This window comes from Duganella levis, assembly GCF_009857605.1.
GTDB lineage: Bacteria > Pseudomonadota > Gammaproteobacteria > Burkholderiales > Burkholderiaceae_D > Rugamonas > Rugamonas levis.
Genome location: NZ_WWCT01000004.1, coordinates 192,799 through 216,113, shown reverse-complemented (window position 1 = coordinate 216,113; position 23,315 = coordinate 192,799). Strand labels below are relative to the sequence as shown.

Annotated in this window: 22 protein-coding genes; 12 read left to right on the top strand and 10 right to left on the bottom strand. The window is 62.9% G+C overall.

Annotated features, from left to right (window positions below):
• Position 1: 1 nt before the first annotated feature.
• The gene (locus tag GTP69_RS07625) at positions 2 to 349 is read right to left on the bottom strand and encodes a PKD domain-containing protein (RefSeq protein ID WP_161054305.1); all 348 of its coding nucleotides are present in this window, start codon (positions 347 to 349) and stop codon (positions 2 to 4) included.
• Between the two features lie 3 nt (positions 350 to 352).
• Positions 353 to 3,064, bottom strand: coding sequence for an alpha-1,6-glucosidase domain-containing protein (locus GTP69_RS07620; protein ID WP_161054304.1), 2,712 nt, complete (start codon positions 3,062 to 3,064; stop codon positions 353 to 355).
• Between the two features lie 299 nt (positions 3,065 to 3,363).
• Between GTP69_RS07620 and cysC the strand changes: the two genes are divergently transcribed.
• Complete coding sequence (gene cysC, locus GTP69_RS07615) at positions 3,364 to 3,918, top strand: adenylyl-sulfate kinase (RefSeq protein ID WP_161054303.1); 555 nt, start codon at positions 3,364 to 3,366, stop codon at positions 3,916 to 3,918.
• The gene (locus GTP69_RS07610) at positions 3,911 to 4,774 is read left to right on the top strand and encodes a sulfotransferase (RefSeq protein WP_161054302.1); all 864 of its coding nucleotides are present in this window, start codon (positions 3,911 to 3,913) and stop codon (positions 4,772 to 4,774) included. The genes cysC and GTP69_RS07610 overlap by 8 nt, the downstream gene beginning before the upstream one ends.
• Here GTP69_RS07610 and GTP69_RS07605 read toward each other — a convergent pair.
• Entirely contained in the window at positions 4,771 to 6,330 is a 1,560-nt protein-coding gene (locus GTP69_RS07605) for a POT-type proton-dependent oligopeptide transporter (protein WP_161054394.1), read from the bottom strand. The genes GTP69_RS07610 and GTP69_RS07605 overlap by 4 nt on opposite strands.
• Positions 6,331 to 6,549: 219 nt before the next feature.
• Here GTP69_RS07605 and GTP69_RS07600 point away from each other — a divergent pair, with 219 nt between their 5' ends.
• Positions 6,550 to 8,187, top strand: a complete 1,638-nt coding sequence (locus GTP69_RS07600; protein WP_161054301.1) for an alpha-glucosidase family protein — start codon at positions 6,550 to 6,552, stop codon at positions 8,185 to 8,187.
• A gap of 67 nt (positions 8,188 to 8,254) precedes the next feature.
• Positions 8,255 to 10,129: a glucokinase gene (locus GTP69_RS07595; protein WP_161054300.1), complete on the top strand. Its 1,875-nt coding sequence runs from the start codon at positions 8,255 to 8,257 to the stop codon at positions 10,127 to 10,129.
• On the opposite strand, the gene GTP69_RS07590 is transcribed toward GTP69_RS07595, so the two are convergent.
• Entirely contained in the window at positions 10,130 to 12,253 is a 2,124-nt protein-coding gene (locus GTP69_RS07590) for a TonB-dependent receptor (protein ID WP_371867843.1), read from the bottom strand.
• A gap of 182 nt (positions 12,254 to 12,435) precedes the next feature.
• Here GTP69_RS07590 and GTP69_RS07585 point away from each other — a divergent pair, with 182 nt between their 5' ends.
• Positions 12,436 to 12,975: a PadR family transcriptional regulator gene (locus GTP69_RS07585; protein WP_161054299.1), complete on the top strand. Its 540-nt coding sequence runs from the start codon at positions 12,436 to 12,438 to the stop codon at positions 12,973 to 12,975.
• Positions 12,972 to 14,216: an MFS transporter gene (locus GTP69_RS07580; RefSeq protein WP_161054298.1), complete on the top strand. Its 1,245-nt coding sequence runs from the start codon at positions 12,972 to 12,974 to the stop codon at positions 14,214 to 14,216. Before GTP69_RS07585 ends, GTP69_RS07580 begins: the two co-directional genes overlap by 4 nt.
• On the opposite strand, the gene GTP69_RS31055 is transcribed toward GTP69_RS07580, so the two are convergent.
• Positions 14,213 to 14,803: a hypothetical protein gene (locus GTP69_RS31055; RefSeq protein WP_202424332.1), complete on the bottom strand. Its 591-nt coding sequence runs from the start codon at positions 14,801 to 14,803 to the stop codon at positions 14,213 to 14,215. The genes GTP69_RS07580 and GTP69_RS31055 overlap by 4 nt on opposite strands.
• Positions 14,804 to 15,014: 211 nt before the next feature.
• Here GTP69_RS31055 and GTP69_RS07570 point away from each other — a divergent pair, with 211 nt between their 5' ends.
• Genes GTP69_RS07570 through GTP69_RS07550 form a run of 5 tightly spaced genes read left to right on the top strand, consistent with a single transcriptional unit; the run spans position 15,015 to position 18,143 of the window.
• The gene (locus GTP69_RS07570; protein WP_202424331.1) at positions 15,015 to 15,914 is read left to right on the top strand and encodes a 2-dehydro-3-deoxygalactonokinase; all 900 of its coding nucleotides are present in this window, start codon (positions 15,015 to 15,017) and stop codon (positions 15,912 to 15,914) included.
• Positions 15,915 to 15,916: 2 nt separating this feature from the next.
• Positions 15,917 to 16,540 carry a 2-dehydro-3-deoxy-6-phosphogalactonate aldolase gene (locus tag GTP69_RS07565; RefSeq protein WP_161054296.1) on the top strand — a complete coding sequence of 208 codons (624 nt, stop codon included), beginning with the start codon at positions 15,917 to 15,919 and terminating at the stop codon, positions 16,538 to 16,540.
• A gap of 31 nt (positions 16,541 to 16,571) precedes the next feature.
• Positions 16,572 to 17,453 (top strand): SMP-30/gluconolactonase/LRE family protein, encoded by an 882-nt coding sequence (locus GTP69_RS07560; RefSeq protein WP_161054295.1) that lies wholly within the window; start codon positions 16,572 to 16,574, stop codon positions 17,451 to 17,453.
• Between the two features lie 29 nt (positions 17,454 to 17,482).
• The gene (locus GTP69_RS07555; RefSeq protein WP_161054294.1) at positions 17,483 to 17,905 is read left to right on the top strand and encodes a DUF7684 family protein; all 423 of its coding nucleotides are present in this window, start codon (positions 17,483 to 17,485) and stop codon (positions 17,903 to 17,905) included.
• 1 nt (position 17,906) lies between these two features.
• Positions 17,907 to 18,143: a hypothetical protein gene (locus GTP69_RS07550; RefSeq protein ID WP_161054293.1), complete on the top strand. Its 237-nt coding sequence runs from the start codon at positions 17,907 to 17,909 to the stop codon at positions 18,141 to 18,143.
• Here the strand turns inward: GTP69_RS07550 and GTP69_RS07545 are convergent.
• The 5 genes from GTP69_RS07545 to groES all read right to left on the bottom strand — a co-directional run bounded on the left by GTP69_RS07545 (position 18,140) and on the right by groES (position 22,360).
• Positions 18,140 to 18,568: a VOC family protein gene (locus tag GTP69_RS07545; protein ID WP_161054292.1), complete on the bottom strand. Its 429-nt coding sequence runs from the start codon at positions 18,566 to 18,568 to the stop codon at positions 18,140 to 18,142. The genes GTP69_RS07550 and GTP69_RS07545 overlap by 4 nt on opposite strands.
• A 39-nt stretch (positions 18,569 to 18,607) precedes the next feature.
• Positions 18,608 to 19,828 carry an MFS transporter gene (locus GTP69_RS07540; protein WP_161054291.1) on the bottom strand — a complete coding sequence of 407 codons (1,221 nt, stop codon included), beginning with the start codon at positions 19,826 to 19,828 and terminating at the stop codon, positions 18,608 to 18,610.
• On the bottom strand, positions 19,828 to 20,286 hold the full coding sequence (locus tag GTP69_RS07535; protein ID WP_161054290.1) for a cupin domain-containing protein: 459 nt from the start codon (positions 20,284 to 20,286) through the stop codon (positions 19,828 to 19,830). The genes GTP69_RS07540 and GTP69_RS07535 overlap by 1 nt, the downstream gene beginning before the upstream one ends.
• 86 nt (positions 20,287 to 20,372) lie before the next feature.
• Complete coding sequence (groL, locus tag GTP69_RS07530) at positions 20,373 to 22,022, bottom strand: chaperonin GroEL (RefSeq protein WP_161054289.1); 1,650 nt, start codon at positions 22,020 to 22,022, stop codon at positions 20,373 to 20,375.
• Positions 22,023 to 22,069: 47 nt separating this feature from the next.
• Complete coding sequence (gene groES / locus GTP69_RS07525; protein ID WP_026637491.1) at positions 22,070 to 22,360, bottom strand: co-chaperone GroES; 291 nt, start codon at positions 22,358 to 22,360, stop codon at positions 22,070 to 22,072.
• A 196-nt stretch (positions 22,361 to 22,556) separates the two neighbouring features.
• On the opposite strand from groES, the gene GTP69_RS07520 reads away from it, so the two are divergent.
• Positions 22,557 to 23,312 carry a helix-turn-helix domain-containing protein gene (locus tag GTP69_RS07520; protein ID WP_202424330.1) on the top strand — a complete coding sequence of 252 codons (756 nt, stop codon included), beginning with the start codon at positions 22,557 to 22,559 and terminating at the stop codon, positions 23,310 to 23,312.
• Positions 23,313 to 23,315 lie beyond the last annotated feature (3 nt).

Below are 23,315 nucleotides of genomic sequence, written 5' to 3'. Positions count from 1 at the left end.
CCTATTGCGCTGTAATGGTGACGGAGGAAGGCGCGCTATCGAGCTTCCCGTCATTCACTATCAGCGTGGCGACATACACGCCCGGCAGGTCGGCGAAAAAGGTCGGTGTGGCGACATGGTAGTTTAGCAGCGTTGCGCCGCTGCCTGCCGGTTTTGTCAGTGTCCACGAATACAGCACGATATCCTGATCGGCATCGACGCCGCTGCCGGCCAGTTTGATCGAACTGCCGGCGGCGACGGTTTGCGCCGCGCCGGCGTTGGCTACCGGCGCGCGGTTGGCCTGTGGCGTGTAGTCACCACCGCCGCAAGCGCTTAGCGCCAACAGGATCGCAAGGGAGAATTTTCGCATCCATCAATTTTCAACGAAAACGACCGCGCTGCGTGCAGGGATGGTGAAGGTGCCACTGAGTTTGTCGTATTTGGCTTCTGCGGCCACGCGTTTGTCCGCTGCGGCCATGCCGGTGTGGACCGGATGCAGCTGATAGCGGCGGTTGCGTTCTTCGGTGGCGGTGACGCGCTGCTCGGTCTTGTCGACGTTGATCAGGTAAACCACCGTCTTGAAGCGCGCGCCGGCGTAGTCCTTGCCGTCGATGCGGGCAGCGATCACGGTCGGCACCTGCGACGGGCCGGTGTTGAAGAAGCGCAGGCGCTGCTTGATGTCGGCGGCGCTGCGCAGGCGGAACAAGGTGCTGCTGCTGCGGATCGTCAGCAGGTCGCGGAAGGCGTCGCGCGCGTAGGCGATGTCCGCCGGCGCCGGCTTGATGTTCTGGTTGCGCAGCAGGGGCTTGAGCAGCGCGTAGTCCCTGCCGTTGTCGGCGGCCGGCGGCAGGCCGGTGCCGAAGTAGTTGTCCTGATAGCTCCAGTCCAGGCGATTGAACCAGTCGCCCGATTCAAAGCTGTTGCGGTCCAGCGATTTGGAACGCAGGATGTCGAAGCCGGCGTGGAAGTAAGCCACGCCCTGGCTGAAGGCGTTGATGGCGGCGCCCAGCATCTGCACCTGCGCGCGTTCGTGCGCGGTGGTCGATTGCGGCAGCTTGAAGGCATTGATGTCGTACAGCGTCTGGTTGTCGTGGTTCTCGACGTAGTTGACCACTTCGCCCGGTTCGCTGGCGTAGCCGGCCGGCTGGTTGCCGCCGTAGACGATGTCCTGCAAGGCCACGGTGTTGCCGTCGGCGGTGGTCAGCTGGTAGCTGCGCAGCGTGCCGGCCAGGCCGACCTTGACCATGTCCGATGCGTGCAGCAGGTCGGCGGCAGGACGCTGGCCGGCTTGCGCGTTGGCGTCGTAGACCAGGCCATTGATGTAGCCCTGCTGCGTGAACAGCTGCTGGCCGCTGTCGCCGGCGCCGCCGCCACGCACGGCGTCGCGGCCACGGTCGCTGAAGGTGCCGATGCCGCTGCCGTTCAGCGACAGCTGCGAGGCTTGCACGAAGCGCGCGCCGTCGGCCACTTCGCCGAAGTTCCAGCCTTCGCCGATCAGGTTAATGTGGCGGCCGGCGGCCTTGTCGGCGCGGGCCTGCACTTGCTCCATCACGGCGCGCGGCTGGTGGCCCATCAGGTCGAAGCGGAAGGAATCGATCTTGTAGTTTTTGGCCCAGAAGGCCACCGAGTCCACCATCAGCTTGCCCATCATGAGGTTTTCGGTGGCGGTGTTGTCGCAGCAGGTCGAGCGTTCGATGTCGCCCTTGGCGTTGAGTCGATGGTAGTAGCCGGGCACCACGCGGTCCAGTACAGACTTTTCATTCTGGCCGGCGATGAAGGTGTGGTTGTAGACCACGTCCATGCCGACCCGCAGGCCGGTCTTGTGCAGCGCCTGCACCATCTGACGGAATTCGACGATGCGCCTGGCGCCGTCGGCTGGATCGGTGCTGTAGCTGCCTTCCGGCGCGTTGTAGTGGAACGGATCGTAGCCCCAGTTGAAGCAGTCCTGCGCACTGGCCCTGGCCACTGCGGCCTGCTGCGCTTCGCTGTCTGCACCGGCGACAGGAATGGCTGGCGTTACGCAGGCTTTTTCCGGCACGCTGCCGATGTCGTAGACGGGCAGCAGGTGGATGTCGGTCATGCCGGCCTTGCTCAGCGCGGCCAGGTGTTTCATGCCGTTGGACTTGGCCTCGGTGAAGGCCAGGTACTTGCCGCGGTTGGCGGCGCTGACCGTGTTGTCGTTGATCGAAAAATCGCGCACGTGCAGTTCGTAGACCGTCATGTCGGTCTGCGCGGCGACCTTGTTTGGCGACGGCGTGCCGTCCCAGCCGGCCGGCTTGAGTTTGGCGGCGTTGAGATTGGCAACGTAGCTGCGCTTCGAGTCGGTGGTCAGGCTGACGGAGTAGGGATCGGTCACCAGGTTGCGGACGATGCCGGCGCTTGGCGTCATCACGTCCACCACGTACTGGTAGTACGGCCCCTGGGCGTTGGCGGACCAGATGCCGGTGGCGTCGTCGCGTTGCATCGGTGTGATGGCGGTGGCTTTGCCGGCGCCGCTGACGTAGGAGCAGACGGCCACGTTTTGCGCGGTCGGCGCCCAAAGTTTGAAGGCGGCGCCGCGCGCAGTGACGATGGCGCCGAGATCGTCGGCCTTGGCGGCGTTGGCGTAGAGGTCATCCAGCGCGCCGGCGAGTTGCAGCGAGGTGGCGGCGATGACGGCGCCGTCTTCGGCTTCCTGCACCAGCAGCACTTGCTGCGTCATCAGCTTGGCCGCATCGGCGACCGTGAAGACGATGCCGTCGCCGGTGAACTTGAAGCGCTGCGCGACGGCGGCCGGCACGTCGCCCTTAAGGCGCGTCAGCGTCTGCGCGCCATCTTCACCGCTGACGCGCGCGCCGGGCGCAGCACGCAGCAAGGCGTTGGCGGAGTAATACAGCTTGAAGACGCCGCGCGCCGCATCGACGCCTGGCCATTTGATCAGCCGGCGATCGAGCCAGTAAGCGCGCGCATCGACGGCGGGAGCCGCATGCAGCGACGTGGCAAAAGCACCGTCGCAATCAGCCAGGACCGGCGCTGCCGACGCGGCCAGACAAGTCAGCGCCAGCGCGCTCCCCAAAGAACCCGCCACCAAATGCTTACCTGCCATATGCCGTCTCCAAGCCGTTGTTTTAGTAGTGCAGTTACAAAATGCGCCGCATCACTCTCAAATTTGGCGGTTATGGTACTCCAGAACTGTAGTTTCTTATCAAAAATTAACAAAAAGTAGCAAAGTGTAGTGACTTTATTGCTGATTTATATACACGTTGTTCCGCACTGTACATGCTGTATCAATCGGTAATTGTCGAATAAGGGAAGCCCTTACGCTGCTAGTCTTGGGTCATAGCCGTAACCACCTGTTGCCTCAACCCTGCGGCAGCGTCCGTTATCTAATTCACAAGGGCTATCATGATCCTGCTTTTTTGCGGCCTGTCCGGCGCCGGCAAGTCGACGCTTGCCAACAGCGTCAAAGACCGTCTCGGAGGGCAATTCGTTCCGGTTGAAGTCATCGATGGCGATCCGTACCGCGCCCGCCTGTTCACTGACCTGGGTTTTTCGCGCCAGGACCGCAGCGAAAACCTGCGGCGGCTTGGCTACATCGCCGACAAATTCGCCGCGCACGGCATCGTGACGATTATCAGCGCCATCAGTCCTTATGACGACGTGCGCCAGGAACTGGTTGCGCTCTATGCCGACGTGAAAGTGGTGTTCATTGATTGTGCGCTCGATGAACTGCAGCGGCGCGATACCAAGGGCCTGTACCGGCGCGCCAGCCTGCCCGATGATGCGCCCGACAAGTTGAAGTGCCTGACCGGCGTCAACGATCCGTTCGAGCCGCCTTGCGAACCCGATTTGTATTTCAACACCCGCGACAGCAGCATCGCCGACTGCACCGCGCGCATCTGCGAGTATGTGCTGAACCAGACCGCCTTTGCCGAACGCAGAAAGGTGCGGCATGGCTAATGATGTGCTGGTGATCGCCGGGATGCACCGCTCCGGCACATCGCTGATCACGCATTGGCTGCATGATTGCGGCTTGCAGGTCGGCGAGAACCTGGTCGGCGCGGGCACCGGCAACGTTGAAGGCCACTTCGAGGACGAGGATTTCTTCCAGTTGCACCAGCAAATCCTGGCCGACAAAGGCGCGCATCCCGATGGCCTTCATCCGCCGGAGACGATGACGCCAACCCGCCAGGAGCAGGCGCAAATGCATGCGCTGATCACGGCCAGGAACGCAAGCTTCCAGCAATGGGGCTGGAAGGAGCCGCGCACTTGTCTGTTTCTGGACACCTATTCGACCTTGCTGCCGGAAGCGAAATACCTGGTGCTGCTGCGCGATTATCAGGAAGTGGTGCACTCGCTGCTCAAGCGCGATGTCAGCCTGCTCGATAACAAGTACCAGGGAAAAAGCTGGCCGCACCGCATGGCGTGGAAATATTTTTACCGGTCGATGCGGCTGGCGCAGCATCGCCGCAAGCATCGGGAACGCTATCTGAAAGCCTGGCTGGCGTACAACCAGATGATCCTGAAGACCCTGCGCGCATTGCCGGAGGACCGCTATCTGGTGGTCAGCTACCAGTCCATGCAAAGCGAGTGCGCCGAGGTGTTCAGCTTCCTCTCGTCGCACTGGCCGTTCAAGCTGCAATACAAGAAATTCGCCAGCGTGTACCGGAAGGAGCTGATCAGCCGCAAGGCCGACGTGGCGCCGGCCGCAGTCACTCCCGAGTTGCTGGACGAAGCACAGCAACTCGACGCCAGCCTGCAAAGCTATCTGCAACGCAGCCGGCAGCGGCTGGCCGAGCTGGCCCTGCTGCGCTAGGCGGTACGATAGTTGTCGACCATCTTGTAGCGCATTGCGTACAGGGCGAACAGGGCGGCGACCACCGCTGCGAAGGCGGCGAACAGGAACATCTGGAAGGCGATCGGACTCAGGCCGCTGCTGGCGATCCAGCCGCCCACCACGTCGTTCTTCACGCCGGCATTGACGATCAGTACCCACAGGTTGCCGACCGTGACGGCCAGGTACCAAAAGCTGAGGATGATGCCTTTCATCGAGGCCGGCGCCTGGCTGTAGGCGAATTCCAGTCCGGTGGCGGAGACCAGCACTTCACCCAAAGTCAGTAGCGCATATGGCAGCAACTGCCACAGGATGGAGACTTTGTCGCCGCCATCCATCCACAGCTGGATCATGCCGATCACCACCCACGCCGATGCCGACAGCGCGATGCCCAGCCCCATGCGGCGCAGCGGCGTCGGCGTGATGCCGAGCGCGCGCATGATCGGGAACAGCGCGACGTTGTTGAACGGGATCAGCAGCATCACCAGAATCGGATTGACCGCCTGCATCTGCGCCGGCAGCAGCGTGAAGTTCCAGCCGAAGACCGACAGCAGCGGGCTGTCCATGGTGTTGGCCTGGACGATCCAGGTCGAAGCCTTCTGGTCGAACAGCGACCAGAACGGCGTGGTCAGCGCAAACACGATCAGGATGCGCAGCACCGAGCGCACGCCTTCCACCGCTTCATCGGTGTGCTTGCCGCGCGCGCGTTCCAGTTGCATCGAGACGCCGATGCCGCCAAACGCCAGCACCAGCACCAGCGCCGTGCAGGCGGCAATGACGAAGCCCCAGGCCGGCGTCATGCACAGCGAGACCACGCCGGCCAGCGCGCCGAAGCCGGCCACCACCAGGCCTGGACGCGACAGGCCATGCCACGACTGGCTACTGGCGCGCGCCAGCAGGGCGGTGCGCGCTACGCTGCTGAACGAATCCGGATTTGGCGCGGCCGGCGGCACGTGCACATACTTGCCGCGTCCCAGCCAGAACACCAGCGTGGCAATCGCCATCAGGATGCCGGGAATACCGAATGCCACGGCCGGACCGTAGTCGCGCAGGAACAGTGGCATCAGCAGCGAGGCAAAGAAGGAGCCGAAGTTGATGATCCAGTAGAAGGCGTCGAACACCAGCTTGGCGCGGTTCTTGTTGGTCTGGTCGAACTGGTCGCCGACGAAGGACACCACCAGCGGCTTGATGCCGCCCGAGCCGAACGCGATCAGCGCCAGGCCAAGGTAGAAGCCTTGCAGGTTGTGTTCAAAAATCGCCAGGCAGGCATGGCCCGCCACGTAGATCAGGCTGAACCAGAACACGGTCTTGTACTTGCCCCAGAAGCGGTCGGCAATCCAGCCGCCCAGCAGCGGGAAGAAGTAGACGCCGATGACGAAGGTGTGGAACACATGCTTGGCTTCGGCGGTGCGGTCGCCGATCGGAATGAACAGCAGCAGGGTACTGAGCAGGAAGGGCGTGAGGATGTTGCGCATGCCGTAAAAGCTGAAACGTTCGCAGCCTTCGTTGGCGATGATGTAGGGAATTTGCCGGGGCATCGGCCCGTTGCCGTTGTTACTCACTGTATTTCACTCCTGATGTTGTGTAGTTTGACTACTATTTTTTATCTAAAGAATCCCGGTTGGAATGCTTAAGTTTTTGTTTTTAAAGGTTTGTTTTGTATTTTAACGCTACCGCGCGCGGATTGAAAAATCTGTTTTCGTGCTGTATATTCTCTACAAAATTGTGTGACCGCCCAGCCAACCCCGGATTTTCTTATGACTAAGCAACTTACTCAAGTGTCCCCGCACTCCCCAGACTGGTATCGCGACGCGATCATCTACCAGGTTTACCCGCGCAGCTACATGGACAGCAACGGCGACGGCGTGGGCGATCTGCCGGGGATTACGGCAAAGCTGGACTATATCGCATCGCTGGGCGTGGACATCCTGTGGATTTCGCCCTTCTTCAAATCGCCGATGAAAGACTTCGGCTACGACATCGCCGATTACTGCGACGTCGATCCGCTGTTCGGCACGCTGGCTGACTTCGATGCGCTGATCGCCAAGGCGCACAGCCTGGGCCTGAAGATCATGATCGACCAGGTGATGGCGCATACTGCGGAAGATCATGCGTGGTTCAAGGAGAGCCGCTCCAGCCGCGACAATCCGAAGGCCGACTGGTACGTCTGGTCCGATCCCAAGCCGGACGGCAACCCGCCCAACAACTGGCTGTCCGTGTTCGGCGGTTCGGCCTGGCAGTGGGACACGCGCCGCCGTCAGTACTACATGCACAACTTCCTGGTCAGCCAGCCGCAGCTGAACTTCCACAATCCGGAGGTGCAGAAGGCGCACCTGGACGCGCTGCGCTTCTGGCTGGAACGCGGCGTCGACGGCATTCGCCTGGACGCCTGCAATTACCACTTCCACGACCAGCAGCTGCGCGACAATCCGCCGGCCACCAACCGCGACTCGATCACCGTCACCGACGTCAACCCGTACGGCATGCAGGCGCACGACTTCGACAAGACCCGTCCGGAGAACGTGCCCTTCCTGCAAAAGCTTCGCGCGCTGCTGGATGAATACAAGGCGGTGTCGATCGGCGAAGTCGGTTCCGACGATTCGCTGGCCACCATGGCGGAATACACCGCAGGCGGCGACAAGCTGCACATGGCCTACAGCTTCAACCTGCTGGTCAACCTGCTGTCGTCGCACTACATCCGCGAACAGGTGGAGCAGTTTGAAAAACGCGTGAAGGGCGGCTGGGCCTCGTGGTCGGTCGGCAATCACGACGTGCCGCGCGTGGCGTCGCGCTGGGGCGGCCCGTCGGCGCCGCAGGCGTTTGCCAAGCTGGCGCTGGCGATGCAGCTGTCGCTGAAAGGCACGCCGTGCCTGTATCAGGGCGACGAGCTGGCGTTTGCCGAAGCGGACGTGCCGTTCGAGCTGCTGCAAGATCCGTATGGCATCACCTTCTGGCCGGAGTTCAAGGGCCGCGATGGTTGCCGCACGCCGATCGCGTGGACCGATGGCGCCAACGGCGGCTTCACCACCGGCAAGCCATGGCTGCCGGTGTCGCCGGACCATCTGGCCAAGGCCGCCTCGGTGCAGGAGGCGGACGCGGCATCGTCGCTGGCCTTTACCCGCGCCTTCACCGCCTGGCGCCGCCAGCATCCGCAACTGCTGCGCGGCGAGATCGCGTTCTTCGACACCCAGGACCAGGTGCTGGCATTGCGCCGCGACCTGGCCGGTGAGCGCAGCATTCTCGCCGTGTTCAACCTGAGCGGCGAAGCGCAGACGGTGGACCTGCCGGCCAGCGCCGGCGCCGAGCAGCTGCAAGGCTACGGCCTGCCGGGCGCCGCAGCCGATGGCAAGGTGGAGCTGCCGCCTTACGGCGCCTGGTTCGGCTACGCCGCCTGAGGGGATTTCCTTCTTAACATCAGGTATTTCAGGTATGCTTCCGCCAACTGTTTGGACTGAACCGACAATGAAACAAGCTGAAGTGGATCAAAAACTGAATCGTACCGCCTTCGCCGACGGCCCGCGCCTGCTGGCCGACATCGGCGCCACCCATGCCCGCTTCGCCTTGCAGACCGCGCCCGGCGAGTTCCGCGCCGTGCGCGTGCTCAAGTGCGACGACTATCCGGACATCGTGGCGATGCTGCGCTCGTATCTGTCGGACCACGCCGGCGTCAACCTGAACCACGCGGCGCTGGCCGTGGCCAACCCGGTCAGCGGCGACTACATCCGCATGACCAACCGCGACTGGGAATTCTCCACCGACGAAGTGCGCCGCGCGCTCGGCCTGCACACGCTGCTGGTGGTAAATGACTTTACCGCGCTGGCGATGTCGCTGCCGGGCCTCAAGCCGGCCGATTTGATGCAGGTGGGCGGCGGGAAGCCGGCCACCAATTCGGTGATCGGCGTGCTGGGGCCGGGCACCGGTCTGGGTGTGTCGGGCGTGATTCCGACCGTCGACGGTTTCGTCACGCTGGGTTCGGAAGGCGGCCACACCAACTTTGCGCCGGCCGACGAGCGCGAATACGCGATCCTGCAATATGCATGGCAAACCTGGTCGCACGTGTCGACCGAGCGTTTGATTTCCGGCCCCGGCATGGAAATCATCTACCGCGCCATCGCCAAGCGCAACGGCCGCCAGGTGCGCGATCTGAGTTCGCAGGAAATCATCTCCGGCGCGCTGACCGACAAAGACCCGCTGTGTCTGGAAGTGCTGGAATGCTTCTGTGCCATGCTGGGCGGCGCCACCGCCAACTTGGCCGTGACGCTGGGCGCGTTCGGCGGCATGTTCATCGGCGGCGGCATTGTGCCGCGCCTGGGTGAGTGGTTCGCCTCGTCGCCGTTCCGCGCGCGCTTTGAGGCCAAGGGCCGCTTCACCAGCTACCTGGCCGAGATTCCAACCTACGTGATCACCACGCCGAACCCGGCGTTCTATGGCGTGGCGACGATTCTGTCCGAACACCTGCGCGGCCGCAGCGGCGCCAACACGCTGATGGAGCGCGTGCAGCATCTGCAACACGAGCTGACGCCGGCCGAGCAGCGCGTGGCGCAGCTGGTGCTGGAGCAGCCGCGCCTGGTGCTGAACGAGCCGATCGCCGATATCGCGCGCCTGGCGGAAGTCAGCCAGCCGACCGTGATCCGTTTCTGCCGCTCGCTGGGCTTCCTCGGTCTGGCCGACTTCAAGCTGAAGTTTGCCAGCAGCCTGACCGGCGCGATTCCGGTGCGCCACAGCCAGGTGCGCGTCAGCGACAGCACGCACGATCTGAGCGCCAAGGTGATTGACAATACGGTGTCGGCGATTCTGAAATTCCGCGACCAGCTAGATGTGCGCTCGCTGGACAAGGCGATTGCGCTAGTGGCCAAGGCCAAGCGGGTCGAGTTCTACGCCATGGGCAATTCGCGGGTGGTGGCACTGGATGGTCAGCACAAATTCTTCCGCTTCCGCATTCCGACGTCGGCGTATGGCGATTCACATTTGCTGACGCTGGCGGCGGAGTTGCTGAATCCGGGCGACGTGGTGATTGCCATCTCCAACTCCGGCAAGCTGCCGGATTTATTGGCGGCGGTGGATGCGGCGCGCGCCGCCGGCGCCGACGTCATCGCCATCACCTCCAGCAACTCGCCGCTGGCGAAGAAGGCCAGCGTCTGCCTGGCGGTGGATCACACCGAGGACAGCACCAGCTTCCTGTCGATGATCTCGCGTATCCTGCAACTGCTGCTGATCGATATCCTGTCGGTCGGCATCTCGCTGGATACGCAAAACGCCCGCCTGGTGGTCGAACACAAGAGCAACAACGGCGAGGCCGACAACCGCCGCTTGATGATCTCCCACCTGGACGGTTAATTACAGCTTGTAGCGCAGCGTCAGGGCGATGCTGCGCGGCGAACCTGGCAGGCTCAGGTTAGGGCTGGAGCCGTGGCCGGAGACGATGTAGCGCGCGTCGCCGATGTTGTTCAGGTTCAGCTGCACTTCATATTTGCTCGCCTGGTACGCCAGCATGGCGTCCGCTGTGATATAGCCCGGCAGCACCACGGTGTTGCCGGTGTTGGCGTAACGGCTGCCAACCGCATTAATGCCGCTACCGGCCTTGAAGCCATATCCCAATTCCTTGGTCAGCCACAGGTTGCCGCTGTTGCGTGCCGTCAGCGTGGCGCGCTTGCCCTGCACCGGAATCTGCGCGGCCACGGTTTTGCCGGGCTGGTTGACGCTGGTGTCGACCGCCACCGATTCGGTCACGGTGGCATCGGTGTAGGCGTAGCCGGCCAGCACTTTCCACGCGTTGCCCAGATCGGCGCTAAAGGTCAGCTCCAGACCATCCGAGCGCTGCTTGCCGATCGGGACGATGCGGTTGGTCAGCGGATCGGTGATCTTGATGTTGTCGCGCTCCAGGCGGTACAGCGACACGGTGGCGTTGGCACGGCCGCCCCACAAATCATACTTGCCGCCCACTTCGGCGTTGCGTGTGGTTTCCGGCGCCAGGTCGGCATTATTGGCGGCCAGCGCGAAGTTCTCGCCGCTCGGCTGGAACGAACGGCTCCAGGACGCGTAGTACGACTGCTGCTGGCTCGGCTGCCATACCAGGCCGGCGCGCGGGCTCCAGGCGTTGTCGGTGCGGCTCAGGCTGGTGGCGACACCGGCCGGGCTGACGATGCGCGATTCCTGCTTGAAGCCGTCGTAGCGCACACCGGCCAGCGCCTTCCATTCGTCGCTGAACACCAGCGCATCCTGCAGATAGGCGGCCGAGGTCTTGTAGGTGCCGAAGGTGTCGGTGCGCGCGCCGAGCTTGGCCGGATCAACCTGCGGCAATACCGGGTTGAAGATCGACACATTGGTCGCCACCACCACGGCGGCGTTGGTGAATGCGTCCTTGCGCTGCTGGCCGAATTCCACGCCGTACAGCAGTTCGTGCTGGATGCCGCCGGTGGCCAGTTTTTGCGTCAGCTCGGTCTGGTTGGACCAGCCATGTTCCATGCGCGCCAGCTTGGCGTGCGCCAGCGACATGGTGGCGGCGACTTCGTTGACGTTGCCGGAGATGTTGGTGTTGTTGCGGTCCAGCGTGTAGTCGTAATAGCGCAAGCCGTTGCGCAGCGACAGGCTGGCGTCGAAGCGGTGCGTCAACGTGGCGGCGCCGGAGACCACGCGCGACTGGCTGTAGTCGGCCTGGCGGGCATTGGCGGCGCCGTAGTACTGGCCTGGCTCGACGTCGACCGGGCGGCCGTTGTACGACGGGATGCCGAAGTCGGTCAGGCGGCGGTCTTCCAGATAGTCGGCTTGCAGCAGCACTTTGGTGTCGGCCGACACGCGCAGCGCCACCGATGGCGCGAGGGCAGTGCGGTCGAGGAATTGCTGCGAACGGTAGCTGTCGGCTTTTTCGCGCGCGCCGGTCAGGCGCCAGGCCACGGTGTCGCCGGCGCGGCCGAAGTCGATCTCGCCACGGCGGCCGCTGTGGTCGCTCAGGCTGGCGGCGATGTCGTTGATGTCGGCGCCCGGTTTCTTGGTCACGCGATTGACCAGGCCGCCCGATGAGCCGCGGCCGTACAGCACGGCCGCCGGGCCTTTGACCACTTCCAGCCGCTCGATGTTGGACAGGTCGCGGAAGTACAGCGCGTCGTCGCGGAAGCCGTCGACGAACTGGTCGCCGATGGCGGTGAAGCCGCGAATGAACACCTGGTCGCGCTGGCCGTCGCCGGTGGACAGGCCGACGCCCGGCACGGTCTTCAGCACGTCCTGCAGCGATGTGGCGTGCAGATCCTTGATGACGGCGGCGGGGATGACGTTGACGGTTTGCGGCACGTCTTTCAGGTCCATATCGGTCTTGGTGGCGCCGCCCGAGCTGCGCGCCACGTAGTTGCTGCCGTCGTCGCGCGCACCGACCACCTTGATGACCTGTAGCTGCTGGTCATCGTCCGCATGCGCTGCTGGCGCCATGGCAAATGCCGACCACACCGCAATACTTACCGCTTTCATCTTCAACCGCATTTTGATCCCCGTACGCATGTAAATCCTGCAATTGTAAAGCTTATGTAAAGAATAGTAAATGCGAATCAATCTCATTAATTATTTTTAGCTGTTACAAATCGGTACTTGAAGTTCCGAAAGAATGAGTTAAGATATATCGAAATAAGTTATATCTTAAAAGGAGTTTCACCATGTTTGGATTTCATCACCACCACCGTCCACACGGCCCGCACGGCCATCACCCACACCATGGCGGCCCTGGCCATGGCGGCGGTCCCCGTGGCCGTGGTCCGAAAATGTTCGACGCCGGCGCCATGCGCTATGTCGTGCTGCAACTGATCGCCGAGAAGCCGCGCCATGGCTACGAGATCATCAAGGAGCTGGAGCAGCGTTCCGGCGGCGGCTATTCGCCGAGCCCGGGCGCGATCTATCCGCTGCTGTCGATGCTGCTGGACATGGGCCACGTGCTGGCCACGCCGGATGGCAACAAGAAGCTGCACACCATCACTCCGGAAGGCGAGGCTTTCCTGGCCGAGAACCGCCAGTTTGTGGACGCCATTCTGGCCCGCCTGGCGGAAGGCGATGAGCACCGCGAAGGCCTGCGCACCGCCATGCATGAGTTGAAGCATGCCGCCATCGAGCAGGCCCGCGCCAGCAACCACAGCCCGGAACGGATCGAGCAGATCCGCGCCATCCTGCGCCAGGCTGTTGTGGACATCAACGCCCTATGAGCAGCGCACTGCCCTTGACGCCGGCGCGCGAGCGCATCGTGCTGTGGCTGCTGGCGCTGACGCAGTTCACCGTCATCATGGACTTCATGGTGATGATGCCGCTGGCGCCGCAACTGATGCGGGCGTTTGCCATCGAGCCGGCGGCGGTTTCGGGCGCGGTTTCGGCCTATGCCTGGTGCGCCGGCATTTCCGGGCTGGCGGCGGCGATGTATATCGACCGCTACGACCGCAAGAAGCTGCTGCTGGTGGTGTTTGCGCTATTCACGCTGTCCAACCTGGCTTGCGCGGCGGCGCCGAACTTCCATGTGTTGGTGCTGTCGCGCGCCTTTGCCGGCTTGAGCGGCGGCATACTCGGCGCCATCGTCATGGCCATCATCGGCGACCTGATTCCCGCCAACCGCCGTGGCGCCGCCACCGGCATTGTGATGACGTCGTTCAGCATGGCCTCGGTGCTTGGCGTGCCGACCGGCGTGATGCTGGCCGCGCATTACGGCTGGGCCTCGCCGTTCTATATTCTGGTCATTTGCTCGCTGCCGATTCTGCTGCTGGCCGCGCGCGTGCTGCCGGCGCTGGACAGCCATCTGCCGAACAACACGCCACTGTCGGCGGTGCTGCCGAATCTGCTCGCGTTGTACAAGAAGCGGGAGCATCTGAAAGCCTTCCTGCTGTCCGTCGTCAACATGATGACCGGCATGATGGTGATTCCGTTTATCTCGCCTGTGCTGGTCAACAACGTCGGCTTGCAGCCGGCCGAAATCACCTATGTGTATCTGGCCGGCGGCCTGGCGACCTTCTTCACCGCGCGCCGCATCGGTACATGGTCGGACCGTTACGGCGCGCAGAAGGTGTACCGCATTGTCTCGCTGCTGTTCATCTTGCCGGTGCTGTTTATCACCCATATGCCGGTGCTGCCGCTGGTGGGCGTGATGCTGTTCTTCCCGTTCTTCATGGTGCTGGCGTCGGGCCGCAATATTCCGATGCAGGCGCTGATGACCACGGTGCCGGAGCCAGCGCGACGCGGCGCTTTCCTCAGCGCCAACGCGGCGATCCAACAGGTGGGTACCGGCGTCGGCGCCTTGCTGGGCGGGCTGACCTTGCACACGCAGGCGTCGGGCCACATCGCCGGCTACGGTCTGAACGGCTGGATTGCGGCCGGGCTGGCCTTGTTGACGGTGCTGTGGGTAGGGCAGGTACGCGGCGCCGCGCCAGTGGCGGCGCCGGTAGAGGTGAAAGCGGCTTAGTTGGCCGGCTGGCTGTCGAATGCGGTGCGCTTGGCTGGATGCTTTTCGCGGCGCCAGCGGGCCAGGCTGATGACTTCGTCGTTGGCGCCGTCTTCAACCAGGATTTCATCGTCGCTGGACGACACCAGGAAGCTTTCCCAGCGCAGCGCCGACTCGGCGCTGTTTTCCACAAAGCTGAACTGCCAGTAGTTTTTGCCGTTCAGCTTGCGTGGCACCGGATCGTATTCCAGCAGGCCGCCGTGGGCCTTGCCGTTGGTGTTCTTTTCAATCAGGGCCGACCAGGCTTGCAATTCCGGCAGCCCCATCAGGGCGGCTGCGCCTTGTTCCTTGGTGCGCACGGCACGCGGCTCGGCCGGCGGCGCCGGGTCCTTGATCTCGGCCGGACGCGCTGGCGCTGCGGCCGGGGCCGGCTTCTTGACGGCGGCCGCGCTGCTGGCGCTGGCCGACGACGCTACCGGTACCTTGACCACGACCTGCGATTCGACGGAAGGGGGGCTGACCAGATAGGCGATAAAACCGAGCGCGACAACCGTCGTCGTCACGCCGGCGATGACCAGTTTGCGGGAAGACTGCTTGCTTAATTCCATGAGGGGGATTCAGAAGACTGATTTTATAGTCGGCCATACTAAACCAAAGGCATCTTAGGGGCAACTTTTGCTCCTTTTTTACGCGTTTTGCATTGCCGTACCGACAATATTCCGTGGCTTCCCTATATTATTTTGGTATTACTCCGTCGAGATAATTCATTGGCTGTTGAGGGCGGATTTTCGTACCATCGTTGCAGCATCAGTAAAGGATATGCCTGTGAACAAGAATATTGTGGGGATCGATTGGGGCACCAGCAACCGGCGCGCCTATCTGATAGATCAATCGGGCGCCTGCCTGGCCGAGCATGAAGACGGCCAGGGCATGCTGGCCGTGGGCGGACGCGACCAGTTCGGCGCCTCGCTGGCCGGCTTGCTGGACGCGATGCAACTGCCGGCCGACGTGCCGGTGATCATGTCCGGCATGGTGGGCAGCGCCTCCGGCTGGCAGGAAGTCGATTACCTCGACGCCTCGGTGCCGCTGACGCAGTTGCCGCAGCACCTGGCGGCTGTCACCGATCCGGCCTGGGCCGGCCGCGCCACCATCGTGCCCGGCTATGTGTACCGCAACGGCGCTTCGTCCGACGTCATGCGCGGCGAGGAAACCCAGCTGCTGGGCGCGGTCGCGCTAGGCCACCGCGACGGCTGGCTGGTGCTGCCGGGCACGCACAGCAAGTGGGTGTTGCTGCGCGACGGCGTGATCCAGTCGTTTGCCACTTACATGACCGGCGAACTGTTTTCCATGTTGTCCAAGGGCGGCACCTTGTCGTCGATGATGGGCGGCGACAGCGCCGACGCCGACGGCTTTGCCACCGGCCTCAACCAGGCGGCGCGCAACGAGCCGCTGTCGAATAGTTTGTTCCGCGTGCGGGCCGGCGTGGTGTCGCGCGCGGCGCCGGCACAGCAGGCGGCGGCCACCGTCAGCGGCCTGCTGATCGGCGCCGAGTTCGCCGCTGCCGCGCGCGCGGCCGAAGGGCAGGGCATTGCCGTGATCGGTTCGCCTGCGCTGGCGGCGCGCTATGCGCTGGCCGCGCAGCATTTCGGCTTGAACTGCACGGTGCTCGACCCACATGCGGTGTATTGCACCGCCATTTCCCAATTCCTGAAAGCCTGACCATGACTACTGTTACCCATCCTGCCACACCACTGGTTGCCATCCTGCGCGGCCTGAATCCTGCTGAAGCGGTGGATGTCGCCAAGGTGCTGCATGCGGCCGGCTTCCGCGCGCTGGAAGTGCCGCTGAACCGTCCGGGCGCGCTGGAGGCGATCGCCGCCATCGTCGCGCTGGAACTGCCGGATACGCTGGTGGGCGGCGGCACCATGCTCACCGTCGAGCACGTGGATGCGGTCTTCGCGGCGGGCGGCCGCCTGCTGGTGTCGCCGAACTGCGTGCCGGCGGTGATCCGTCGCGCTGCCGAACTGGGCATGTACTGCGCACCAGGCGTGGCTACGCCAAGCGAAGCGTTTGCGGCGCTGGACGCCGGCGCCCACGCGCTGAAAATTTTCCCGGCCGAGTCGGTTGGCCATGGCGGCATCAAGGCGCTCAAGAGCGTGCTGCCGGCCGGTACGCCGGTGTGGCCGGTGGGCGGCGTGTCGCCGGAAACCATGGCCGACTGGGTCAAGGCCGGCGCCACCGGTTTCGGCATCGGCGGCGCGCTGTACACGCCGGGCGTCACGCTGGACCAGCTGAAGGAACGCGCGGAAGCGTTCGTCACCACCTGGCGCGCTTTGGCCGTATGATGGCGGCTCTCTAATCTGAGGAATCGAACTGATGAGCAAGCATGATGTGCAGTGCCTGTGGGATCTTGGCGCGCAACTGGGCGAAGGCCCGCTGTGGGTGGCGGAACAGAACCGTCTGTACTTTGTCGACCTGAAGAGCCAGAACCTGCACGCGGTCAACGTCGGCAGCGGCGAGCGCCGCAGCTGGGCCATGCCGGACTACATCTGCTGGCTGATCGCGCGCCGCGACGGCGACGGTTTCATGGCCGGCCTGCGCGACGGCATTGCCCGCGTCTGGTTGGAGCCGGAGCTGCGCATCGAGTACCTGCACCGTCCGTTCCCCGAGGATAGCGGCCTGCGCATGAACGACGCCAAGGTCGACAGCGCCGGCCGCATCTGGGCCGGTTCGATGCACAACACCGATTACGCGCAAGCGATCGGCACGCTGTTCCGCCTGGATACCGATCACCAGCTGCACGCGACCGAGAACGACTATCACATCTGCAATGGCCCGACCTTCAGCCTGGACGGCGCCACCATGTACCACACCGACAGCTACGAAGGCCGCACCTACGCCTATCCGCTGGCGGCCGACGGCACGCTGGGCGAGCCGCGCGTGTGGCGTCAGTTCGGCGACGGCGAAGGTTCGCCGGACGGCATGACGGTCGACAGCGAAGGCTGCGTGTGGATCGCGCAATGGGGCGGCAGCCGCGTCTGCCGTTACTCGGCGCAGGGCGAGTTGCTGGAGACGATCGCTATGCCGGTGCGCAATCCGGCCTCCTGCACCTTCGGCGGCGACGATCTGAAAACGCTGTTCATCACCACCGCCAGCGAGGACAACACGCCTGAGCAACTGGCCGCGCATCCGCTGACCGGCGCCGTGTTTGCAGTACGGGTTGACGTTGCCGGCGTGCCGGCGGCGCGCTTCGGCTAAAATGCGGGCTTTAGCAAAAGCCCGCCGCCATGCAAACTCCAGCGCCTAAATATTTTCACTTCCACCCGGACGCAGACCTTCCTGTATTGGAAGGCCTGCGCGCGTTCAAAACCATTCTTGTCGCTGATGTTGAAGTACAGGAAACCACCATGTGGGACATCAGCCGCTGGCTGATCGAGTCCGGCAGCCTGTATGTGCTGGTATGGGGCAAGGACAGCGAACAATGGCGCGAGGCGGTCGAGGACGCGGCGCTGGAAGCCGTCAACTACGAAGACGTGGCGGAACAGCACCGCGTACTGGTCACCGCGCATGAGGATGACGATCTGGAAGAAGTGTTCTGGTTCGCCCGCCACCGCGCATCCCATCCGGCCGACCTGCAAGACACCCTGATCCTCCACATCGCCGACACCCCGCGCCGCGAAGAACTCGAAGACGCTTACAGCGACGCTTGAGTTGACGTTCCTCAGTCGCCGCCAGCCCTCCCGGGCGCTAACGCTCGCGATTCTGGCCGGTATCGAAGCCGAGCAGCAAAAAGAAATTGATCAGCTGGATCAACTGACAATCAGACGCTATTCCATCGCCATGAGTGAAGCGAGTACCATTCTTAAAGAGCGCGATCCGGAATTTTACCCGGACAATGGCGAAGAGTTGCTGCGCCAGTTGCGCGCCGAATGGCCGCGGCACCGTTAGAACGTGATGCGCACGGATGACGCGCTGCGTTTAGCATCGCCGTGGAAGACGGCTTCGATGTTGTTGCCATCAGGGTCCAGCACGAAGGCGGCGTAGTAGCCGGGGTGGTAGGGACGTTCGCCCGGCGCGCCGTTGTCTTTGCCGCCGGCCGCCAATGCGGCCTGGTAGAACGCCTCCACCATCGCGTGGTCGCGAGCCTGAAACGCCAGATGATGGCGGCCGGTCAGCGCGCCTTGCGCCGCCTCGCTGTCTGCTGTGGAGACGAACAATTCATCGGCCCAGAAGTAGCCGTCGTCGGCGCCGCCGAGCGGGATGCCCAGCACTTCAAACACAGCGGTATAAAATTTTTGCGAGGCAGGCAGGTCGCGCACGACCAGTTGGATGTGGTCGATCAAGCGGCCACGGTGCAGTTCTTGTGTTTCCATGCTGTACTCCTTCACGCGAAGTCCATGGGAACGCAGATTTTAGCCCGAAAGCGCTTTTTGGACGCGCCACGATAGCGGGAGTGTGAACAGCAGAAGCGCCGCCAGCGTACACAGCGCCACCGATACGCCCAGCACGTCGCCCAGCCGTCCGAACACCACCGGCGACAGCGCACCAGCGCCGATGGTGCCGGTATAAAACCACGCAAACGCCTGCTCGTGCTTGCCCGGCGCGGCCAACTCCGGCACCACGCCGTACAGTACCGATGAGGTGCCGTTCAACGCCAGTCCCAGCAGCGGCAGCATGAGCATCACGCCGCTTAGCGGCAACCACACCGCCAGCACGATGCATAGCGAGGTCAGCGACTCGGTGGCCCACACGGTCTTCATCATGCCGATGCGCGCGCCCAGGTAGCCGCAGAATAGTTTGCCAAACGCGCCGCCCACAAATAGCAGCGACAGCGCCAGGCCGATGCCGGCCGTGCCCGCACCTTTGTTCTTCAGCAGGAAGGGGAGGAAGGTCAGGAAGCCCATGCGGGCGGTGCTGTCCAGCGTGCCCGTCGCCAGCAAGGCACGCAGGCCGCTAACCGAACCGCCGCCCACGCCGTGCGCCTGACCCGAGCCCGCAGTGCCCGTTGCGCCGGCCTTGCGGGACGATGCGGCGGACGCCGGCAACAGCCGCCACAGCAGTAGCGCCGCACCCAGTCCCAGCACGCCGATCAGCATGACACTGGTCTGCCAGCTGACCACCACCAGCAACAAGCCGACCGCGCCGGGTATCAGTGTCTTGCCGATGTCGCCGGCAAAGTTGTACTGCGACAGCGCCTCCTTGACGTTGCCGCCGGACGCATACGCATCCGTCACCAGCGACGACGCCAGCGGATGCTGGGTGCTGGCGCCCAAGCCGCCCAGCATCAGCGCCAGCATAAGCACCGGCAAGCCGCCAGCCATGCCGGCAATCAGATACGCCACACCGGCCAGCGCCGTGCCGCCGATCAGCATGCGCTCGCGTCCCCAGCGCCGCGCCAGACGGCTGGCCAATAGCTGGAAGCTTGCCATCACGCCGGAATAGGATGCGCGCAGCAAGCCGATCATCGCGTAGCTGATGGCAAACTGGGTCTGCCAGATCGGCAGTAAAACGTAGATGAGATCGGTGAGGCCGTCATGCACGGCATGGGCGCTGCTGGCGGCGAACAGTGCACGCCGGCGGCCGGATTGGCCGGCATCGACCGCTTCTGCCACGGTGGATGCGGGCCTCGCCATTATTTGGGTGCGCCGGCAGGGGCCGTGGTCAGGACGTCGTCGTCACTGCTCCACGCGGGCGAGGTGATGGCGTAGAACGTCAGCGGCACGCCTTTGCTGGCGCGGATCGAGCGCACCGTGCTGGGCTGGATGACGATATAGGAGCCCGGCTTCACTGCCTGCACCTTGCTGTCGGTCCAGACCTCGCCTTCGCCGCTGAGCACGAAGAACGATTCCTCGCCCAGCTTGTTGTGGCTCCACGCGCTGGCCTTGCCCGGTTCGAGCCGGAACAGCGCCACGCTGACTTTGTCGCTGCGGGCGCCAGCAGGCGCGGTGCGGCCGCTCAGTTCCCACAGCGTGACGCCAGGCGCCGCGTGGATGGCAGTCAGTTGATCGGGATGCAGCACCGGCGGCAAATCCTGCGCCATCGCCGGCGCCATCGTCGCGAAGGCAGCGAGCAAAAGAGTAAGTAATTTCATGTGCACAAGTTTAGCAGACAAAAAAAAGCCCGCGTCGCCGTAGCGTCCGCGGGCTTCTGGCAGGCTAGATCAGCCGGCCGGCAACATTACATCATGCCGTCCATGCCACCCATGCCACCCATGCCACCCATACCGCCCATGCCGCCGGCAGCTTTGTCTTCGGTGACTTCAGCGATCATGCAGTCGGTGGTCAGCATCAGGCCAGCGATCGACGCTGCGTTTTGCAGTGCCGAGCGGGTGACTTTAGCTGGATCCAGCACGCCCATTTCAACCATGTCGCCGTAGGTGCCGTTGGCAGCGTTGTAACCGTAGTTACCCGAACCAGCCAACACAGCAGCAACCACCACCGACGATTCTTCGCCAGCGTTTTGCACGATCATGCGCAGTGGCTCTTCCATGGCGCGCAGAACGATCTTGATACCTGCGTCCTGGTCTGGGTTGTCGCCTTTCAGGCCGGATACCAGCGCGCGGGCGCGCAGCAGGGCAACGCCGCCGCCTGGCACAATGCCTTCTTCCACGGCAGCGCGGGTTGCGTGCAGTGCATCTTCCACGCGGGCTTTTTTCTCTTTCATTTCAACTTCGGTAGCAGCACCGACTTTGATCACGGCAACACCGCCGGCCAGTTTGGCCACGCGCTCTTGCAGTTTTTCACGGTCGTAGTCCGAGGTCGCTTCTTCGATCTGCACGCGGATTTGTTTGACGCGGGCTTCGATGTTAGCGGCTTGACCAGCGCCATCGATGATGATGGTGTTTTCTTTGCCGACTTCGATACGCTTGGCTTGACCCAGTTCTTCCAGGGTGATTTTTTCCAAGGTCAGGCCGATTTCTTCAGCCACCACTTGGCCGCCGGTCAGCACAGCGATGTCTTCCAGCATGGCTTTACGACGGTCGCCGAAGCCAGGAGCTTTGACAGCAACGGTTTTCAGGATGCCGCGGATGTTGTTGACCACCAGGGTCGCCAGTGCTTCGCCTTCGATGTCTTCAGCGATGATCAGCAGTGGACGGCCAGCTTTAGCGACTTGTTCCAGTACCGGCAGCAGGTCACGGATGTTTGAGATTTTCTTGTCGCACAGCAGGACGAATGGGCTGTCCAGAGCGGCAACTTGTTTCTCTTGGTTGTTGATGAAGTATGGCGACAGGTAGCCGCGGTCGAACTGCATACCTTCAACGATGTCCAGCTCGTCGTTCAGCGATTTGCCGTCTTCCACGGTGATCACGCCTTCTTTGCCGACTTTTTCCATCGCTTCAGCGATACGCTCGCCGATCGAGGTATCCGAGTTGGCCGAGATCGCGCCGACTTGGGCGATTTCTTTCGAGGTGGTGGTTGGCTTGGCGATTTTTTTCAGTTCTTCGACGGTCGCTGCAACAGCTTTGTCGATACCGCGCTTCAGGTCCATTGGGTTCATGCCGGCGGCAACGAACTTCATGCCTTCGCGCACGATGGCCTGGGCCAGCACGGTTGCGGTGGTGGTACCATCGCCGGCGTTGTCGCTGGTACGGGAAGCAACTTCCTTAACCATTTGCGCGCCCATGTTTTGCAGTTTGTCTTTCAGTTCGACTTCTTTGGCAACGGATACGCCGTCCTTGGTGACGGTAGGGGCGCCGAACGAACGTTCCAGCACAACGTTGCGGCCTTTCGGGCCCAGGGTGACTTTAACGGCGTTAGCCAGGATGTTCACGCCTTCAACCATTTTGGCGCGCGCTGCGTCGCCGAAAATAACTTCTTTAGCTGCCATGTTTATTGCTCCTTGAGGTGTTAAGTGGGATCAGTCGAGACCAAGAATTACTTGGTGACGATCGCCATGATGTCTTCTTCGCGCATGACCATCAGTTCCTGGCCGTCGATCTTGACGGTCTGGCCGGCGTATTTGCCGAACAGGACGCGATCGCCTACTTTGACATCCAGAGGACGTACTTTGCCGTCTTCCAGGATCTTGCCATTGCCAACCGCCAGGACTTCGCCTTGATCTGGTTTTTCAGCAGCCGCATCAGGGATGATCAGGCCGGACGCAGTTTTGGTTTCCTGGTCGAGGCGTTTGACGATTACGCGATCGTTCAAAGGGCGAAGGTTCATACAAAACTCCTTAATTTTTAACAATGGTACAGTTGGTTGTCGTTTCAATCAGATTGCTACGACGGAAAGTTGAGCTGGGTGCTGTTAGCACTCCACCGTAACGAGTGCTAATTATAGGGACGACCTTGGTCCATTTCAAGGCGCGCAAGCTTGCGAAGCATCAAATAAACAAGAAAATAGTATCGTTATGACTACAATGCATGATCTTCACCGCGAATTTGCACCTCCGGAGCCGTTGCGCGGCGCCATCCGGTGCTTTTGGCATACCCGCCGCGCCGACCATGGGCCGAGCTTCGAAATCATCCCGGATGGGTATGCGGAGATCATTTTTTACTTCGGCAGCTGTTATCTCGATGGCAAGGCGCTGCCGTCGCCGTTCTTGATGGGCTTGCTCAACCAGCCGCTGCATCTGACCACCGACGGCGTGCTGGACGTGATCGGCATCCGCTGTTATCCGTGGACCGTGTTCGATTTGCTCGGCCTGCCGCCGGACAAGGATGGCTTGCGGGTGTTCGAACATCCGGTGGCGGTGCTGCAACCGGCTTTGCAGGCCTGCGTGGCGGAGGGGCGGATCGAGGATGCGGTGGCGCTGCTGGCGGACTATTTCAGCGGCGCGCAGCCGACGGCGGTCGATCCCACGCTGTTCAAGGCCGGCGCGGCGATGCTGGAGGCGCGCGGCGTGATGCCGGTCAGCGAGGTGGCCGCAGCGGCGCATGCGACGGTGCGCACGCTGGAGCGCAAGTTCAAGCAGTCGTCCGGCCATACGGTGAAGGACGTCTCCGGCCTGATGCGCTTTGAACAGGCGCGCAACCGCCTGTGGACCGAGCCGGATGCGAACCTTGCCGAACTGGCGCAGGCGCTGGGCTACACCGATCAGTCGCATCTGAGCCGGGAGTTCAAGCGCTACAGCGGCATGACGCCGGCCGCATTCGCGCGCAAGCGTCGGCCGTAGTTT

Bases quoted from the DNA above. Each gene is read 5' to 3' on its own strand.
- GTP69_RS31055 (WP_202424332.1), bottom strand. From the start codon at position 14,803: ATGGAATTAAGCAAGCAGTCTTCCCGCAAACTGGTCATCGCCGGCGTG.
- GTP69_RS07600 (WP_161054301.1), top strand. From the start codon at position 6,550: ATGACTAAGCAACTTACTCAAGTGTCCCCGCACTCCCCAGACTGGTAT.
- GTP69_RS07580 (WP_161054298.1), top strand. From the start codon at position 12,972: ATGAGCAGCGCACTGCCCTTGACGCCGGCGCGCGAGCGCATCGTGCTG.
- GTP69_RS07520 (WP_202424330.1), top strand. From the start codon at position 22,557: ATGCATGATCTTCACCGCGAATTTGCACCTCCGGAGCCGTTGCGCGGC.
- GTP69_RS07620 (WP_161054304.1), bottom strand. From the start codon at position 3,064: ATGGCAGGTAAGCATTTGGTGGCGGGTTCTTTGGGGAGCGCGCTGGCG.
- GTP69_RS07565 (WP_161054296.1), top strand. From the start codon at position 15,917: ATGACTACTGTTACCCATCCTGCCACACCACTGGTTGCCATCCTGCGC.
- GTP69_RS07535 (WP_161054290.1), bottom strand. From the start codon at position 20,286: ATGAAATTACTTACTCTTTTGCTCGCTGCCTTCGCGACGATGGCGCCG.
- groL (WP_161054289.1), bottom strand. From the start codon at position 22,022: ATGGCAGCTAAAGAAGTTATTTTCGGCGACGCAGCGCGCGCCAAAATG.
- groES (WP_026637491.1), bottom strand. From the start codon at position 22,360: ATGAACCTTCGCCCTTTGAACGATCGCGTAATCGTCAAACGCCTCGAC.
- GTP69_RS07610 (WP_161054302.1), top strand. From the start codon at position 3,911: ATGGCTAATGATGTGCTGGTGATCGCCGGGATGCACCGCTCCGGCACA.
- GTP69_RS07605 (WP_161054394.1), bottom strand. From the start codon at position 6,330: ATGCCCCGGCAAATTCCCTACATCATCGCCAACGAAGGCTGCGAACGT.
- GTP69_RS07540 (WP_161054291.1), bottom strand. From the start codon at position 19,828: ATGGCGAGGCCCGCATCCACCGTGGCAGAAGCGGTCGATGCCGGCCAA.
- GTP69_RS07555 (WP_161054294.1), top strand. From the start codon at position 17,483: ATGCAAACTCCAGCGCCTAAATATTTTCACTTCCACCCGGACGCAGAC.
- GTP69_RS07625 (WP_161054305.1), bottom strand. From the start codon at position 349: ATGCGAAAATTCTCCCTTGCGATCCTGTTGGCGCTAAGCGCTTGCGGC.
- cysC (WP_161054303.1), top strand. From the start codon at position 3,364: ATGATCCTGCTTTTTTGCGGCCTGTCCGGCGCCGGCAAGTCGACGCTT.
- GTP69_RS07570 (WP_202424331.1), top strand. From the start codon at position 15,015: ATGCCTGTGAACAAGAATATTGTGGGGATCGATTGGGGCACCAGCAAC.
- GTP69_RS07585 (WP_161054299.1), top strand. From the start codon at position 12,436: ATGTTTGGATTTCATCACCACCACCGTCCACACGGCCCGCACGGCCAT.
- GTP69_RS07545 (WP_161054292.1), bottom strand. From the start codon at position 18,568: ATGGAAACACAAGAACTGCACCGTGGCCGCTTGATCGACCACATCCAA.
- GTP69_RS07560 (WP_161054295.1), top strand. From the start codon at position 16,572: ATGAGCAAGCATGATGTGCAGTGCCTGTGGGATCTTGGCGCGCAACTG.
- GTP69_RS07590 (WP_371867843.1), bottom strand. From the start codon at position 12,253: ATGAAAGCGGTAAGTATTGCGGTGTGGTCGGCATTTGCCATGGCGCCA.
- GTP69_RS07595 (WP_161054300.1), top strand. From the start codon at position 8,255: ATGAAACAAGCTGAAGTGGATCAAAAACTGAATCGTACCGCCTTCGCC.